Raw genomic sequence first — 15,683 nt, 5'->3', positions numbered from 1 at the left:
GGTAGGCAGAAATGAAAAGGCTATCATTTCAAATTCTTATGTTTGTCATTTGTATGATTGTTTCTCTTGTTTTGTTTTATGTTATGGAGAAGCAAATCTATAATCGAATTAACATTGTAAATGATAAACAAGCCGTTTTACAAAGGGTGAATGAATCTCTTCCAATTGAAGTGAAAGTAAGACATGAAAAGTGGGGAGAAATTGTTGTAACGGATGAAGTTCGTTTGCATACGATTGTTTCATTCTTTGACCGAATTCGAATAGAGCCTGAGGGCGTTAAGAGCCAAGAACAAGTATTTACTGGAGAAGTAACGTACTTGAATGGACATAAGCGTACTTTTGCAGTAGGTGACTTGTTCCAGTATGGGGAAAATGTATACGGAAAGAATGGCATGGATCCGATGATTTCAGCACTTCAAACGTATTTATTAAGCCTGTATTACACGCCAGAGCGTATTAGTGATTTCTTTGCTTCAGCAAAGGACGTCGTAGTACGTCAAGGCGATGTAGTACGTACTATCAATCTTACGCACATACTTGATTCTATTCGATACGCAAAGCAAATTACAGATTACGGAGAAATTCAGAAGTTATTACAATCGCAGAATGAACCGATTGCTTATATTACAGCTTATAAAACAGGTAAGCGTGTAAAAAATGATCGTGAAGATATTCTTACGATTTCTGTGTATCCATCGTACTTTGTTGTGCAATATCTCGGTGATAATAACGGAAATGTCATGTATATGAAAGGCTCTCTAGCAGAGTTATTCGTAAAGGAGAATGCGTCATGAGAAAGATAGCCTTTTTCTTCTTTTTGCTAGTAATTGGAGGAGCGATGTCTAGTTGCTCTCGAGATACAACCTCTATTAAATATAGTAAAAATGGTCTCCCTATTTTGGATGATCGTCATATTGTTGCGTATGTAGCGGCTCGTGAGGAAGTTGGTGAAGCGTTACTTTCATCATTTTGTAAACCGCGCGGATGTACGTATGAATTTATTCGTCTTTCAACAGAAGAACTTCTTCGTAGAGTGGAAGAAGAAGCTGGAAATCCGAAGGCGGATATTATTATTGGCGGTACAGTAGATGCGCATCAAATGATGAAGCAAAAAAATCTTTCTATTCCTGTGATAAGCCAACATGCAAATCGTATTTCGAAAACCGTTAAAGATAAAGATGGTTATTGGTACGGTTATGAAGTGGAGAAGCTGGCAATTGCGATTAATAAAGAGCGGTGGAACGAGGAAATAGCGCCGCTCGGTCTCTCGTATCCATTAAGATGGAAAGATTTATTGAATCCAGTATATAAGGGAAAGATTGTCATGCCCGATCCAAATGTTTCAGGTACAGCATATACGTTTTTCCAATCACTTATTGATACATTAGGTGAAGAGGAAGCGAAGGAATATGTGAAGAATCTGGCAGAACAAGTGGGAGAAGTAACAGTGAATGGTTACATCCCAGCAGAACTTGTTGCGAGTGGTGAATATATGATAGGCATCAACTTTATGGGAGATCAGAGAATGCTTCAAAAACAAGGCTTTCCGATTTTAAGTAACGAACCTGAGCAAACAGGGTTATCCGTTAATGCAATTTCTAAACTAAAACGTGCACCGAGTGGTATTATTGCGGATTTATTTATTGATTATTGTTTATCAGAAGAAGCGGGTCACATTTTAGAAAAAGTGTCGTTTGGCGTACCAACGATGTTTGCGAAGAATGAGAAAGAAATAGAAGGACAGCCGGTTAGAAGGACGAATCAAAATATATCAAATAGCGGAATAATCGAGATATGGAATAGACAGCGTCTCTCTCTGAAGTGAGAAAAGGAGACGAAAATATATGTTTAAATGGCTCAAGCCAGCACCTGCAATTGAAAGATTGCCAGCGGATATGATCGACCGTGTATATCGATTACTACGTATTCGTGTGTTAATCGGGATTTCAGTTGGATATGCTGCTTATTATTTAGTTCGTAGTAACTTTAATTTATCTACTACGTATTTAGTAGATGAGTTCGGATTTAGCACTACACAAATTGGATTATTAGGTGCAGTAATGGCTGTTGTTTACGGACTTAGTAAATTCTTTATGGGTAATTTATCGGATAAGGCATTTGCTCAACGATTTATTGCAGTAGGTTTATTTTTATCTGGGCTTGTTAATATTTGTTTCGGTTATGCATCTTCCTTTGGGATGATTTTAACATTACTTGTTCTAAACGGTATTGTACAAGGTATGGGAGCACCACCTTGTAGTATTGTTATGACGAAATGGTTCTCGAAGAAAGAACGTGGGACGAAAACAGGTCTTTGGAATATTTCACATAACGTTGGTGGATTACTTGTTCCACCATTCATTGGAATTGGTGTAGGTATCTTCGGTGAAAGTCATTGGCAAGGTGGCGTATTTATTTTCCCAGCGATTATCGCAATGGTAATTGCAGTTCTTGTTTGGATTAATGCGAAAGATACGCCAGAATCTGAAGGTCTTCCTCCAATTGATGAGTATCGTAATGACTATGAAAATCTTGAAAAAGCAGATAATGCTAACAAGATGTCTCCAAAAGAAATTTTAATGAAATATGTAGTAAAAAATAAATTTGTTTGGTTCTTATGTATTGCAAATGCATTTGTTTATTTAATTCGTTTCGGTGTTATTAACTGGGTACCGATTTACTTAACTACAGTTAAAGGTTTTACGAAAACAGAAGCACATGCAGCATATTCAATATTTGAAGCAGCAGCGATTCCAAGTTCTTTAATTGTCGGTTTTTTAAGTGATAAATTGTTCAAAGGAAAACGTATGCCATTATGTGTTATTAGTATGGCTGGAGTTGTTGTTGGTACAATTGTATATTGGCAAGCAACTAGTATACTTGTTGTAAGTATTGCAGTTTCTGTAATTGGTTGTTTAATTTATGTACCACAGTTCTTAATCGGTTTAAGTGCAATGGAATTAGTACCGAAATTTGCAGTAGGTACAACAGTTGGTATGTGTGGTCTGTTCGGTTATGTTGGAGGTAGTTTCGTAGCAAACGCAGCAATTGGTATTATTGTTGATCGTTCTGGCTGGGATGGTTGCTTCATGTTACTGTTAGCAGGCGGCATATTAGCAACGATATTCTTACTGATTGTTCAAATGGGACATGAGAGAAAAGCTTCTAAGGTAGCATAATATTTTATTTGAAAAGGCTATCCAATTGTGCGTGATTGGATAGCTTTTATATTAGAAAAAACAAACAGTATGTAAAATTGCAATTTAATATATAAATGATTTTTGTTAATTAATATAATTTTTTTAGATTTAATAAACCAATTACGTACATAGTTAGACCGAAAAATCCGCCAGCGCAACCCCAAAGCACAACATCAAATAAAGAAATAGAGATTTCTTCTGAACCTACATAGGGAAGGATATAATTCATAAAAACAAACATTTGAAAGCCCCAAAGCACACCTGCTTTTAAGCCAGCTTTTCTTAATTTTTTCTTGTGTTGTAAATATTCTTCTTTTGTTGCACATTCAGTATCACTTAAACCTTTTTTCTTGAATTTAAAGGCTAAGTAATTAGCGTAAATCATATTAGATAGAAAAATGAATATTGTCCCTATAGATATTGTGTGATTCATAGTATCAACAAGTAACATAATAAGCATTACCAACATATTTAACCACCACAAACCAATTCCAGCTACAGATAACTCTTTATTGATTTCTTGTTTTTGGTATTCATCTCTCTCACTTAGTGTTCCAACAAAACTATTATAAACTCTTTCTTTCCATTCAATTTTCATCATTTAATCTCCCTCCCAAAATAGACTATTTAAATCTGTTTTTAGTGCTTTTGCTAATTCGATACATAAGGCTAAAGAGGGATTATATTTATTGTTTTCAATTAAATTTATTGTCTGTCTCGCCACGTTAACTTTTTTAGCTAACTCTAGTTGCGATAGCCCTTCAGATTTTCGATATTGTTTAACGTTATTCAAATATAACCCTCCCATTGATGGTTGTAGACCTCGTGTACCGAAATGTCATTTATATGTGACATTTTATAATTGAATAGATAAAATGTCAAATGTATATGACAAAATAGCGATGGTGCAATTAGGAAAATGATTTTAATGATTCATTTTGGTAAGAAATATGTTAATAAAGAATGGCTTCCATTCAATTAAAATTGCTCTTTTTCCTTTCCTTAAATCTATCTTAAAAGATATAATGTCATATTTCTAATCATTGGAATTTTTGTTACAATATAAATGGATGTGTAAAACTTTGTAAAAAGATTGTAATAATATACAATTTATTTTCAGAAAGTTTTATACAATTATGGTATTTATTAAACTATTAATTTATAAAGGGAGAGAGAATATGTTACCAAATACGGTTCGTACTCCAAACAAGAAGAAGAAATGGATTATTATTGGGGTTATTGCACTAATTGTTATTGTAGCGGCAATTAATATTTTTGTTATGCAAGGTAAGAAGAAGGGTGCATCAACAAATGCTGATGCTGTAAGTTTTGAGAAAGTGACAGAGCGTAAGCTGAATAATACAAAGTTAATTTCTGGTCAGGTGAAGCCTGGTAATATTGAAAGCTTCTATGCAGATCCGGCCAAAGGAAAAGTGAAAGATATTGAGGTAAAAGAAGGGCAAGAGGTAGAAAAAGGTACGAAGTTATTCTCTTATGACAATGAAGAGATTAACCTTCAAATGAAGCAAGCTGAGCTTGATCAGAAGATGGCGGATATGCGTTATGATCAAGGGAAAAAGAAGATTGATTCGTTAAAGAAAGAAATTAAGAAGGCGAAAGATAGCGGAGCTGGAAAAGAAGTAACAGATCCGATGGACGAGCAAGTAAACGAGTTAGAGATAGCTCAAAAGACAACTGATCTTGAGAAAGAAAAAGGAAAGTTGCAGAAAGAAGAGTTAAGTAAGAAGCAGAAAGAGCTTACGATTTATAGTAATTTCGCTGGTGTTGTTCAAAAGTTAGATAAAGATGCGACACAAAGTTCATCTCAAGCGTTAGGTGGTCAAGGAAAAGCGTTTTTACAAGTAGCTTCTAAAGATCCATTCCAAGTTCAAGGTACGTTAACTGAGCTTCAGAAGTCACAAATTCAAAAGGATCAAACATTCACTGTAACAGCGAAAGCAAATAATAAGAAGAAGTGGACTGGTAAGATTACAGAGGTAAGCGAATTCCCAACAAGTGCAGAGATGGCGCAAGCTGGCGGCATGGGTGAAGCAACTCAAAATATGTCCCAATATACATATAAAGCTAGCCTTGATAGTCAAGATGGTTTATCTCCAGGTTATCACGTTTCCCTGCAAGTAAACTTAGAGAATAAGACGATGATTGCTGTTCCAAGTAAAAGCATTGTAGAAAAAGGCGATGATGCATTTGTTTATGTTGAGGATAAAGGGAAGCTTCGTAAACAAAATGTGAAAAAAGGTTCTACTGATGGAGACTGGACAGAGGTTGTAGAAGGCGTAACAGTGGGGCAAAAGGTGGTTAAAAATCCTTCCGACGATGTGTATGACGGAATGGAAGTGAAAGAGAAATGATTACGTTAAATAATATTGCTAAAACGTATTATCAAGGAAAATTGGCGGTGCCGATTTTGCATGGTATTAGTTTAACGATTCAGAGTGGTGAGTTCGTTTCGATTATGGGACCGTCTGGTTCTGGTAAGTCAACGCTTATGAACATTATCGGTTGTTTAGATCGTCCAACAGAAGGCGAATATGTGCTGAATGACGTGAATATCTTAACAGCAGACGAGTCAAAGCTTGCTTTAATTCGTAATGAATATATTGGCTTTGTATTCCAGCATTTTAATTTACTGCCTCGTCTTTCCGCAGTGGAAAATGTTGAGCTTCCGCTCGTATACGGTGGCGTGAAGAAAGCGGAGCGTCGCAAGCGTGCTTTGGAGGCGTTAGGTAAAGTTGGATTGGCGGATCGCGTGCATCATTTACCAAATGAGTTATCCGGTGGACAGAAGCAGCGTGTAGCGATTGCAAGAGCGATTGCAAATAATCCAACGTTCATTATGGCTGATGAACCGACTGGTGCACTTGATACGAAGTCTGGTGAGCAAGTTATGGATATTTTCACGAAGCTTAATGCAGAAGGTACGACGATTGTTATGGTTACGCATGAAGAGGAAGTAGCAGCGTATTCTTCCCGCCGCATTGTACTACGAGATGGGAAAGTTACAGAAGATAGAAGGTGTGCGGTATGAGTTTACTAGATAGTATAAAAATTGCCCTATCTTCTATTTTAGCTCATAAACTACGTTCAGCTCTTACGATGCTCGGTATTATTATCGGGGTAGGTTCGATTATTACTGTCGTTGCAATTGGGCAAGGCGGGGAAGCTGCATTGAAATCGCAGTTTGTTGGGGCAGGTAATCAAACGGTTCCGATTCATTATAGTGCAGATATAAACGATCCTTTCGGTATGGGAATGGTAGAAGCACCGAAGATAACTGAAGAAGACATTTTTGAAATTAAAAAAATTCCAGAAATCGCACATGTGGTAACAACAAATTCAACCATGGAACCACTTGATATTGAAGATAAAAAAGAAATGGTGAGTATTACTGGATTAGATAGTGAGTACTTTGCAGTAAATAAAGTAAAGTTGTTAAAGGGACGTTCTTTACAAGAATCAGATGTGGATCAAGGTAATAACGTTGTCATGATTAGTAAACAAATGGAAGAAAAGGTGTTTAAGGATGCCAATCCAGTCGGTAAAATTATTGAAATGAAAGGTCAACCGATGCAAATTATCGGTGTCTACAAATCAGATAATGAGTTTATGGGAATGGGACCATCAGAAGCACTAGTTCCAATTTCGTTATGGCCGACACTGTATGGGAAAGATGAAATTCAAAATATCTCTGTTCAAGCAAAAAATGTAGATAATCTAGAAAAAGCAGGTAAAAAAGCTGCAGATGTATTAAATAGTCGTAAACCGACTGATGCAACTGGTAAATATGAAGTTATGAATTTAAAAGAAATTCAAGAAGGTATTTCGAAGATGACCGGTATTATGACAATGATCATCGGTGGTATCGCTGGTATTTCATTAGTCGTTGGTGGAATTGGTGTTATGAACATCATGCTTGTATCTGTAACGGAGCGTACGCGTGAAATTGGTGTACGTAAAGCACTTGGAGCAACGCGTAGTAAAATTTTATTACAGTTTTTAATTGAAGCAGTTATGTTAACACTTCTAGGTGGTTTGATCGGAATTGGTCTTGGGTATGGCGGAGCATATATCGTTTCTACATTCGCAAAATGGCCACCACTCGTTTCATGGGAAGTTGTCGTTGGGGGCGTACTGTTCTCGATGACACTTGGTATTATTTTCGGATTAATTCCAGCGAACAAAGCTGCGAAATTAGATCCAATTGAAGCATTGCGTTATGAATAATTAATAGTGTGGTAGAACTACACATTACCGTTCTAGTGGGCGGTTCGTAGCCTCTTGCATGAGGAAGTGAACCGCCCGTTAGAACGGGTTATATAAATAGAAGGAGGCGTTATAATGGAAGCGAATATTAATACGCAAGATGTAGTTTCAAAAAAGCCATCATTATTTGGAATGATTACTTCTCCAGGTGAGCAGTTTGAGAGAATGAAGACGAGTAATGCAGTTTGGGGTGCATTTTGGCTACTGGTTTTAATAGCTGGGCTTGTTGGGGGATTTGCTGCTTATGTATATTCTCTAACACCTGAGGCAATTAACCTTAATAAGGAATTAGGTGTTACTGTTTCAGCTGCAATGACATACGGTATGGGATTTGGGGTAATTGCTATTAGTATGGCATTTGTCTTTCTACTTAGTGCCGTGGTGTATAAAGTGTTAATGGTGTTTATAAGCAATGATACTTCTTATAAAAAATTATTAGCGATTACTGTATATTCAAGTGTTATTTCATTACTTGGTTTATTAATAAATACGATTTTAGCATATATTTTAGGTGGAACGGGTCAAGAAATGTACACTGGCCTAGAACCGATTTTCGCCTCAAGTAGTGGTGTTGTAAAAGGTATTGTAAGTAAATTTGAAGTGTTTACAATCTGGGGATATGCAGTTACATGGCTAGGTCTTCAAATTACAGCAGGTTTAACTAAAAAGCAGGCAACAATTATTACTATTGTTTTCTTTGTTTTAACTCTTGGAATGGGAGCTTTACAAGGTATGTTCCAATAAGGAAATAAAATAGAAAAGGTGACTCTTCAAGAGAGTCACCTTTTTTATTTTTACCCTTACTTCAAATACCGCCAACAAAATTTCAAATACTATCTAGTATAATTTCAAATTCCATCGGTAGTATTTGAAATTACTCACAGTGAAATCTTTTCTTTATTTTTATATTGTGAAGGTACCGCGGAATACTAGAAAGGTATACCTTTTAGAAACGGGTACTGTGTGAAGCCAGCGACTTTTACAGAGGCAGTTGTTTTGTATGAAGGGATGATTGTAAATCAAATAAAGAAATTAGGTATTCGCCAAGATTATGAAGAGTATTATCAATGTGGTTTAATTGGTCTTTGGCATGCATATGAAAGATTTGATGCGGAGAAGGGGTGTTTCCCTGCATATGCACTTGTAACGGTGCGTGGTTATATATTAGAAAGATTGAAGAAAGAATCTACTGTACAAGAAAGATGTGTATGTGTAGGTGAGTATGAGGATATTTTTCATTTTGAAGATGTTGAAATAAGAGTGAAGGATTTTATGAGTGTGTTAGATGAGAAGGAGAAGTATATTATTTTTGAACGTTTTTTTGTAGGAAAGACGATGGGAGAAATCGCTTTAGAGACGGAAATGACATATTATCAAGTAAGATGGATGTATCGGCAAGCACTCGAGAAAATGCGAGATAGTGTAAGAGGATAAAAATAGCAAATAGAATGGAAGGTAAGGAAATACTACCTTCCATTCTATTTGTTATTAAGGTGATGAATCTTGCATGTTCATTTGGGATAATACATATCCAGCTTTCCATAATTGCTGACTTAACTTATGGGAACTAATTTGTATCGTTACGGTAGCTCCGTTTGAAAAATGAATTTTAGCTTGTTTAGCTTTTTGGAAAAACTCTATTGTATGAACATGTTTGAAGAAAAGCCAAATACAATTTGGAGAAGCAGGAGATTCTGTTGGGAAAGCACAAATATATTCTCTATGGTTGATCGGAATTGGGACGTTTTGTTTAAATTTAAATTTTGTTTTTACGGCATTACGTCTCCCTTGATAAGTAGAATGAATATTTGTTAGACAAGATTTCTGTATAAGTTGGAGAGCAGTCTGACAGGAGTAAAGATGGTTTCCGCTACTGTCGATGATTTTTGTACGGTAATAAGGGTGTTTACATGGTTCAAGCATCATTGTAGAACTAGAAATAAAAATGTTGTTTTCATTATCCATAATTCTATATCCTCCCTTATAATTATCATTCTGAATATAATTATATATAAATTAAGTAAATTGATTGTTAATATTCTATTTCATATTGTAAATTTTGGCTATTCGTTTACAATCAATAGGTGATAGTCTTTCTAATTTGCATCGCTTGTACATATATATGAAAATAGAAAAGAGTAGGCGGTGATATAGTATGAAGAAAAAGTATATTATTATGGCTTTAGTTGTCATTCTCCTAGTATATTTAGCAAACAGCAATCCGAGTAAAGGAGAATATACAGAATGGGCAGCGAAGCAGTTTATGAAGCGTAATGATGTGAGTAAGAAGCTAGATGAAGTTCAAAAAGAGAATGAAGAGGGTCTCCTTGGCGACTTGGCATCGGCCGGTAAAAAGTTAGCGAAAAAGTATGTTGAGCCACAAGTTGGGTTATTAATTGATCATTATACGAAGCGAAATGATTATATATTCTTCTCAACATATACGACTGAGTTTGATATAGGTGAAGAACATTATAAGTACGTATGCGTCGGTTTTTCAAAGATTTTTATTCCGATTGAAATGCCGAAGAAAAAAGACGAATCTGCAAAATGATGCAGATTCGTCTTTTTCATTTTATAGAGTAATTGGAACTTCAGATACATTTTTTTCTACAAGGCGAGCTCCCTTTTTTCTTGTATTTTCATCAATGGATGAAAATACAGATGAGGCAAGGATTGTATCCATTACTTGATTTACGACTTGTGCATCGATTGGTGTGATGGGCGTATCGATAGAAAAAACGACTGTTTTTCCATCTTCTTTCGCGAAAATTAACTCTAGTACTTGCATGTGTTATTCCCTCCTTTGTATTTATCCCGCTATTTACGGGACTCGGGTCTGCTGGTTAAATTGCGGCTAATAATCAGCGGGGATGAATAAAATCCCCACTGATCCGAGTTTTACTTTATAGTTTAGAAAGATCTGATGTGCTAACAAGTTGTACAGCGTGAAGTGGTGATGCTTGTAAGGAAGCGAGAGCATGAGCTACGTTGTGTACTTGATCTAAGCTCGCATTTGTTTTAACACGTTTAAATTGTTTGCTCTTGAAAACTGTTTTGCCGTTCTTATCTAATCCGTTGTTTAAGACAAGACGTAAAGTTAAATCCATTACGATTGTTTCAATTGCCATGTGTATCACCTCCTTTCACTTTATAAATAGGGTACAAATGTCATGTTTTGGCGTGAAATTTTTTCTTTTTTTTGGTACCCTTAAAAGATTAAGAGAGGAGAATTCTGGATAATGAATCGTAAATGGTTATTTTGGATTCCTGTATTACTATGGATGGGGCTGATTTTCTATTCTTCGGCACAACCATATAAAAAGCAGGATATGCGTTCAGATATTGAACAATATGTGAATGTTGAATTTGTGAAAGAGCATTTTTCATGGGTATCTATCGATTATGGTGGAGGAACCCCTGTTAGTATTGCGAATAAAGGTGTAGGCGGATTTATTGAGTTTTTCCTTCGTAAAGGTGCTCATTTTATGGTGTTCTTTATGCTAGGTTCATTGATTTATTACGCTTTTCATCGATCAGGTCATTCGAGGAAAAGATGTTTTATATATGCCCTTCTTTTCGTTGCAGGTTATGCAACATTTGATGAAATCCATCAATGGTATACGGGGGACCGTACACCAATGTGGCAAGATTCATTGCTTGATACGTGCGGCGGATTAACCGGGATTATAATAAGTAATTGGTTTTGGAATAGAAAAAAGAGCTAATCTCATTTTGAGATTAGCTCTTTTTGTTTTATGTTTATACACCAAGTAATTCTTTTAGTTCGTCTGTTGATAGTTCAGTCATCCAACTATCGCTTGTGATGACCGCATTGTTTAGAGATTGTTTTCTCTCTAGCATTTCATCGATTTTTTCTTCTAATGTTCCTGTAGTAATGAGTTTGTGAACATGAACAAATCGTTTTTGACCAATGCGATATGCGCGGTCCGTCGCTTGATTTTCCACAGCTGGATTCCACCAACGGTCGTAGTGAATGACATGGTTGGCAGCGGTTAAGTTTAGTCCTGTTCCGCCAGCTTTTAAAGATAAGATGAAAATGTCATACGTTCCATTTTGGAATTCCTCAATCATCTTGTCACGATCTTTTTTCGGTACACTACCGTTTAAGAAGAGGACACGCTGGCCGAATTTTTCTTCTAGCACACGTTTTAGCATGTTCCCCATGCCGATGTATTGAGTGAAGATGAGGCAACTTTCATCTTGATCCTTTATATTTTCGATGAGCTCCATTAACGTTTTTGTTTTCATGGAGCGTTCAACGACATTTTGTGGCTCTTCTTCTTTTAAATAAAGAGCAGGATGATTACAAATTTGTTTTAGCTTGTTCAGCATAAGTAATATAAAACCGCGTCTTTCAATTCCGCTTAATCCTTCGACATTTTGCAGTGTATCTTGAACAAGTTGTTCATATAAGGAAGCTTGTTCACCAGTAAGAGGACAGTAAGCTTTTTGTTCTTGTTTATCTGGTAAATTTAATGCGACTGTTTGATCTTTCTTCGTTCGGCGCAGTAAAAATGGTGAGATAAACCGTTGAACTTGTTGGATTTTTCCTTCATCACGATCTTTTTCAATCGGTGTGACGAAGCGGCGCTGGAATTGCCCTAAGCTTCCGAGATATCCATGATTAATAAAGTCGAAAATGGACCAAAGTTCAGCGAGGCGATTTTCCATCGGCGTACCAGTTAAAGCGATTTTGTGATTTGCTTGCAAGTTTCGTACTGCTTTCGACTGTTTCGTATGTGGGTTCTTAATATTTTGTGCTTCATCCAAAATAACAGCATCCCAGCATAATGAAGTCAGTTCTTCCTCATCGAGTTGAGCCAATGCATAAGATGTTAATACAACATCTGCTGATTGAAGGAAATCTTCAAATGAATTGCCCTTATCTCTATTACTTCCGTAATGTAATTGAACACGTAAATTCGGTGCGAAACGCTCAAATTCTTTTTGCCAATTTCCAAGAACAGATGTCGGTGCTACGATTAATGCAGGGCCTTTTTTGAGATTGTTTTCTTTTATATATAGTAAGTAAGAGATTGTTTGAATACTTTTCCCGAGTCCCATATCGTCAGCTAGCAATGCTCCAAATCCAAGCTTTCGTAAATATAATAACCATTCAATACCGTGTTGTTGATACGGACGAAGTGTTGCGTTTAGTGAAGTAGGGACATCTACTTTTGGAATATCTCCAATATGAAGCAGCTTCTGGAAGAGTTCTTCATAATATCCATCTAGTTCGATTTCAATATCAGTAAACGGGCTATTATCTTCTACAATTTCCGTTTCAGCCGTATTTGATAAATGTTGCTGCAGGACATCTTTCATCTCTAGTCCGTATTTATCGGCACGGTTCATGAGTTTCCTTACTTCTTCGATAAAGGCTGGATCTAGTCGCATCCATTGACCGTTTATATTAAATAGACGTTTGTTTTGTTCAACGAGTTCGAAAAATTCGCTTTCTGATAAATCAATGCCGTTTGTCGAAATGCGCCAGTCAAAATTAACGAGCGTATTCATACCGAAGAACGATTGTGTTTGTGCTGTATTTTGCTTCAACTGGACACGTAATTTCGGTTTTGTTGCTTTTAAATTTTGCCACCATGATGGTAGTAAAATTGTAATGCCAGCTGCAAGTAATTCATTGCTTGCTTCTGTTAAGAAGTTCCACGCTTCGGTTTCAAAGAGCTCATTTCGGAACGTATCTTCTTCTTTTAACCACGGTATGAGCTTACTAAAACCTTCTTGTGTTTCTGTAATCCGTTCTTCGTAATCGTGCCATCTTTTCGGTAAGGAATCGATGTTTTCATATACATATATGCGATGCGCCCCGCGCTTTGGTGTCACAATTGTTTCAAGCTTCCACATTTCAAATTCTTCTTGTGGTTCTTGCAGTCTTAGTCCGATTGTAAACGGAAGATCATCTTCAATATAACCAATTTTTCGAAGCCAATCTTCTTCATGTAGTGCTGTTTCCAATTGTCTTTTCGTAAAGTCGTAATGTTCATATAGTCTTTTGGCATCTTCCCAGCCGTCATTTGAGCGATTATCTTGTAATATGCTTTCATTAACTGCTGCTGAGAAAAGAGATGCTAATGTGTCATCTTCAATTGCTGTATTTTGAACTTTCCAAGATGGTTGTTTGGACCAATGATTCATATCTGGTACGAAGTTACCACTCGTAAAGGCATCCCATAATTCATTTGCATCTTTCGTAAGGGCTGTAATAGGTCCGTTTATTTGCATATGTGCAAATGAATTCATCGGTTTGTTTGCAATGTATTCAAATGCTTGTGCGTTTGTTAGCATAACACCTTGTTTTCCTTCGAAGGTTGCTTCTTTTAGAAACGTACCGTAGAAAGAAGTGGAGTGCCATGTGAATGCATTTCGTTTCCAACTTGTTACGGATAATGGAGTACCGCTGTCATCTTCTCCCCAAAGGAACCAACCTGGACTAACATGCTGGAGCCTAATTGTTACTTCAGTTTGATTGATCATCGATTAATTTTCCTTTCCGTAATTCCTCTTGTAGTGCACGCAAACGTGAATGGAGATTGGCGATGTGAATAATGAAAGCATCCCATTCATCGGTGCGTTTTAATCGTTTATATAATGTGCGTAATTTCTTTAAGTAACGAACTGCGCGTTTATATGATTTACGATTTCGTTCTTCAATCGCCTCTACAGCAGCAAGATGGTAAAGAGGAAGTGCCGCTTCTGGCGCTTCTTTTTCAATATCTTTCAGTGGCTCTTTTAACAGTTCAATTGCTTCAAATCCATATAGGAGATGAAGCTCTGCCCATGTACGATACTGTTTTTTCGCAAGTACGTACTGTTCATAGTTTGTGAAACTATACGGTAATAGTTCTTGTAAGATCATTTCGAAACCAGCTTGTTCATTTGTATGTGTTGCATATGTTTCATACATGATTACAAATAGGCGAACGACATCTTTTATAAAAATCGTATTTTCGTGATCTTGGATTGTTTTCTTTACTTGTTTATACGTAAAGGAAAGCCAATTTTTCGCACGATCCCACTGCATGGCACTTAATAGTTCTTCTAACCAATAGAAGTATAGACTCACAACAGAAGCAGGCTGTTTTTTTAGTAAGTCCATCGCTAGTAGATCTTCGTCATTCAAAAAGAGAAGATGGGAAGACGCTAACGCTTTGGATAGTGGATTGATTTTCGTATCGATTCGTTTTTCTTCTTCTTGTATTTTCTCTTTATTGTTTAAAAGTTCACTCCATATGTGACGATAAATGAAAAATCGCTCTTGCGTATAAGTGTCGGTAGAGAAGAATACTTCATGAACGAGACGAGCTGTTTCTTGTAAAATTATTTCAGACTCTGAAGGAATCGCTTCTGATTGTAAGTCCCGAACGATGGATTCCACTTTGTCTACAAATAGGCGAATGACATTAACAGGTTGGTGATAAGAATACGTTTTGTTTGCGTCGAATGCCTGAATTTCTTCTAATAACTTTTGAAAGCAGTAAAGTGCTGCGTGTAACCTGAATAATTCATGTATCGCAATGACACGCGGAGCTTTCCGCTCAAGTTTCGTATAGAAATCTGTAAAGATACTCATAAGAAAATACATTTGTTTATAAGTAAGCCGAGCTTGTTCTTTTTTAAATGATTCATATTCTTTTTCAAAATACGATTGCCAACTTTTATAATCGGTTTCTTCAAAAGCTGATGATTGCAATACTTGTCTTGCAGTTCGAATAGGAGGAAGGGAAGGTTTCGTATTATTTTTAAATAAAGTTAATACATCTCCTACTTGCCCGAAACTAGACGCTGCAGATAGTAATACAGCAAGCATATGCTCACATTGTGTTGGTGCGAAGCAATCACAATAACTTTCAGCGACGTTACGAATCGGAATATGAACGCTATATACGTTGCCTTCCGCATCTACAGTTCCTGATAGTGTATAACCATCAAAGTCAACGTTGTAGACAACACCACTACGATATAGGTGCCGAGCTGTAGCGACATGTTCCTGATCAGCTGTTTGCTGTGGATCTAGTCCTTGAACGAACTCATTCGCAATCATCATAATTTCATCTTTCGTAATTGAGTGTTGCAGCATAATATTCCTCCGTACACATATTTCTTTCCTTTACCATTATAAACAAAAAATGCTCAAAACAGAAAAAATGAAATTTG

General features: G+C 36.5%; 17 protein-coding genes. 10 read left to right on the top strand and 7 right to left on the bottom strand.

Going from position 1 to position 15,683, the window contains the following annotated elements:
• Nucleotides 1–11: 11 nt before the first annotated feature.
• The 3 genes from AC1Q51_RS16930 to AC1Q51_RS16920 are packed head-to-tail and all read left to right on the top strand — an operon-like array spanning nucleotide 12 to nucleotide 3,179.
• The gene (locus AC1Q51_RS16930) at nucleotides 12–794 is read left to right on the top strand and encodes a DUF3919 family protein (protein ID WP_000826618.1); all 783 of its coding nucleotides are present in this window, start codon (nucleotides 12–14) and stop codon (nucleotides 792–794) included.
• Complete coding sequence (locus tag AC1Q51_RS16925; RefSeq protein WP_001225641.1) at nucleotides 791–1,825, top strand: ABC transporter substrate-binding protein; 1,035 nt, start codon at nucleotides 791–793, stop codon at nucleotides 1,823–1,825. The genes AC1Q51_RS16930 and AC1Q51_RS16925 overlap by 4 nt, the downstream gene beginning before the upstream one ends.
• A gap of 19 nt (nucleotides 1,826–1,844) precedes the next feature.
• Nucleotides 1,845–3,179, top strand: coding sequence for an MFS transporter (locus AC1Q51_RS16920; protein WP_000477584.1), 1,335 nt, complete (start codon nucleotides 1,845–1,847; stop codon nucleotides 3,177–3,179).
• A 109-nt stretch (nucleotides 3,180–3,288) separates the two neighbouring features.
• Here the strand turns inward: AC1Q51_RS16920 and AC1Q51_RS16915 are convergent, their stop codons facing one another.
• Nucleotides 3,289–3,801 carry a DUF3278 domain-containing protein gene (locus AC1Q51_RS16915; RefSeq protein ID WP_000975589.1) on the bottom strand — a complete coding sequence of 171 codons (513 nt, stop codon included), beginning with the start codon at nucleotides 3,799–3,801 and terminating at the stop codon, nucleotides 3,289–3,291.
• Nucleotides 3,802–3,993, bottom strand: a complete 192-nt coding sequence (locus AC1Q51_RS16910; protein ID WP_001067016.1) for a helix-turn-helix transcriptional regulator — start codon at nucleotides 3,991–3,993, stop codon at nucleotides 3,802–3,804. It lies immediately after the preceding gene.
• Between the two features lie 385 nt (nucleotides 3,994–4,378).
• Here AC1Q51_RS16910 and AC1Q51_RS16905 point away from each other — a divergent pair, with 385 nt between their 5' ends.
• The 5 genes from AC1Q51_RS16905 (at nucleotide 4,379) to AC1Q51_RS16885 (ending at nucleotide 8,918) form a co-directional block, all read left to right on the top strand.
• Nucleotides 4,379–5,572: an efflux RND transporter periplasmic adaptor subunit gene (locus tag AC1Q51_RS16905; protein WP_340944671.1), complete on the top strand. Its 1,194-nt coding sequence runs from the start codon at nucleotides 4,379–4,381 to the stop codon at nucleotides 5,570–5,572.
• Nucleotides 5,569–6,249, top strand: a complete 681-nt coding sequence (locus AC1Q51_RS16900) for an ABC transporter ATP-binding protein (RefSeq protein ID WP_000631630.1) — start codon at nucleotides 5,569–5,571, stop codon at nucleotides 6,247–6,249. The genes AC1Q51_RS16905 and AC1Q51_RS16900 overlap by 4 nt, the downstream gene beginning before the upstream one ends.
• Nucleotides 6,246–7,445: an ABC transporter permease gene (locus AC1Q51_RS16895; protein ID WP_053563340.1), complete on the top strand. Its 1,200-nt coding sequence runs from the start codon at nucleotides 6,246–6,248 to the stop codon at nucleotides 7,443–7,445. Before AC1Q51_RS16900 ends, AC1Q51_RS16895 begins: the two co-directional genes overlap by 4 nt.
• 114 nt (nucleotides 7,446–7,559) lie before the next feature.
• Complete coding sequence (gene yknW, locus AC1Q51_RS16890; RefSeq protein WP_061660879.1) at nucleotides 7,560–8,228, top strand: YknW family membrane protein; 669 nt, start codon at nucleotides 7,560–7,562, stop codon at nucleotides 8,226–8,228.
• A 219-nt stretch (nucleotides 8,229–8,447) separates the two neighbouring features.
• Nucleotides 8,448–8,918, top strand: a complete 471-nt coding sequence (locus tag AC1Q51_RS16885; protein WP_071713997.1) for a sigma-70 family RNA polymerase sigma factor — start codon at nucleotides 8,448–8,450, stop codon at nucleotides 8,916–8,918.
• A 54-nt stretch (nucleotides 8,919–8,972) separates the two neighbouring features.
• Here AC1Q51_RS16885 and AC1Q51_RS16880 read toward each other — a convergent pair whose 3' ends face one another.
• Nucleotides 8,973–9,449, bottom strand: a complete 477-nt coding sequence (locus tag AC1Q51_RS16880; protein WP_029443634.1) for a competence protein ComK — start codon at nucleotides 9,447–9,449, stop codon at nucleotides 8,973–8,975.
• A gap of 190 nt (nucleotides 9,450–9,639) precedes the next feature.
• Here AC1Q51_RS16880 and AC1Q51_RS16875 point away from each other — a divergent pair, with 190 nt between their 5' ends.
• A complete protein-coding gene (locus AC1Q51_RS16875; RefSeq protein ID WP_000731400.1) occupies nucleotides 9,640–10,038 on the top strand; it encodes a DUF4359 domain-containing protein in 399 nt (132 codons plus the stop codon).
• 21 nt (nucleotides 10,039–10,059) lie between these two features.
• Here AC1Q51_RS16875 and AC1Q51_RS16870 read toward each other — a convergent pair whose 3' ends face one another.
• Both AC1Q51_RS16870 and AC1Q51_RS16865 read right to left on the bottom strand, forming a co-directional pair.
• A complete protein-coding gene (locus AC1Q51_RS16870; protein ID WP_001197593.1) occupies nucleotides 10,060–10,275 on the bottom strand; it encodes a DUF2922 domain-containing protein in 216 nt (71 codons plus the stop codon).
• A gap of 115 nt (nucleotides 10,276–10,390) precedes the next feature.
• Nucleotides 10,391–10,615, bottom strand: coding sequence for a DUF1659 domain-containing protein (locus AC1Q51_RS16865; protein ID WP_000963861.1), 225 nt, complete (start codon nucleotides 10,613–10,615; stop codon nucleotides 10,391–10,393).
• Nucleotides 10,616–10,726: 111 nt separating this feature from the next.
• On the opposite strand from AC1Q51_RS16865, the gene AC1Q51_RS16860 reads away from it, so the two are divergent.
• Nucleotides 10,727–11,212, top strand: a complete 486-nt coding sequence (locus AC1Q51_RS16860) for a VanZ family protein (RefSeq protein WP_023523524.1) — start codon at nucleotides 10,727–10,729, stop codon at nucleotides 11,210–11,212.
• A gap of 34 nt (nucleotides 11,213–11,246) precedes the next feature.
• Here AC1Q51_RS16860 and AC1Q51_RS16855 read toward each other — a convergent pair whose 3' ends face one another.
• Complete coding sequence (locus AC1Q51_RS16855) at nucleotides 11,247–14,003, bottom strand: DEAD/DEAH box helicase (protein ID WP_492331611.1); 2,757 nt, start codon at nucleotides 14,001–14,003, stop codon at nucleotides 11,247–11,249.
• Nucleotides 13,987–15,606, bottom strand: a complete 1,620-nt coding sequence (locus AC1Q51_RS16850) for an SWIM zinc finger family protein (protein WP_000939149.1) — start codon at nucleotides 15,604–15,606, stop codon at nucleotides 13,987–13,989. The genes AC1Q51_RS16855 and AC1Q51_RS16850 overlap by 17 nt, the downstream gene beginning before the upstream one ends.
• Nucleotides 15,607–15,683: the final 77 nt, after the last annotated feature.

It is taken from the genome of Bacillus sp. MT94 (assembly GCF_058792475.1).
Note: the sequence above shows the minus strand (reverse complement) of the source record. Positions and strands in the feature narration are given on the sequence as shown.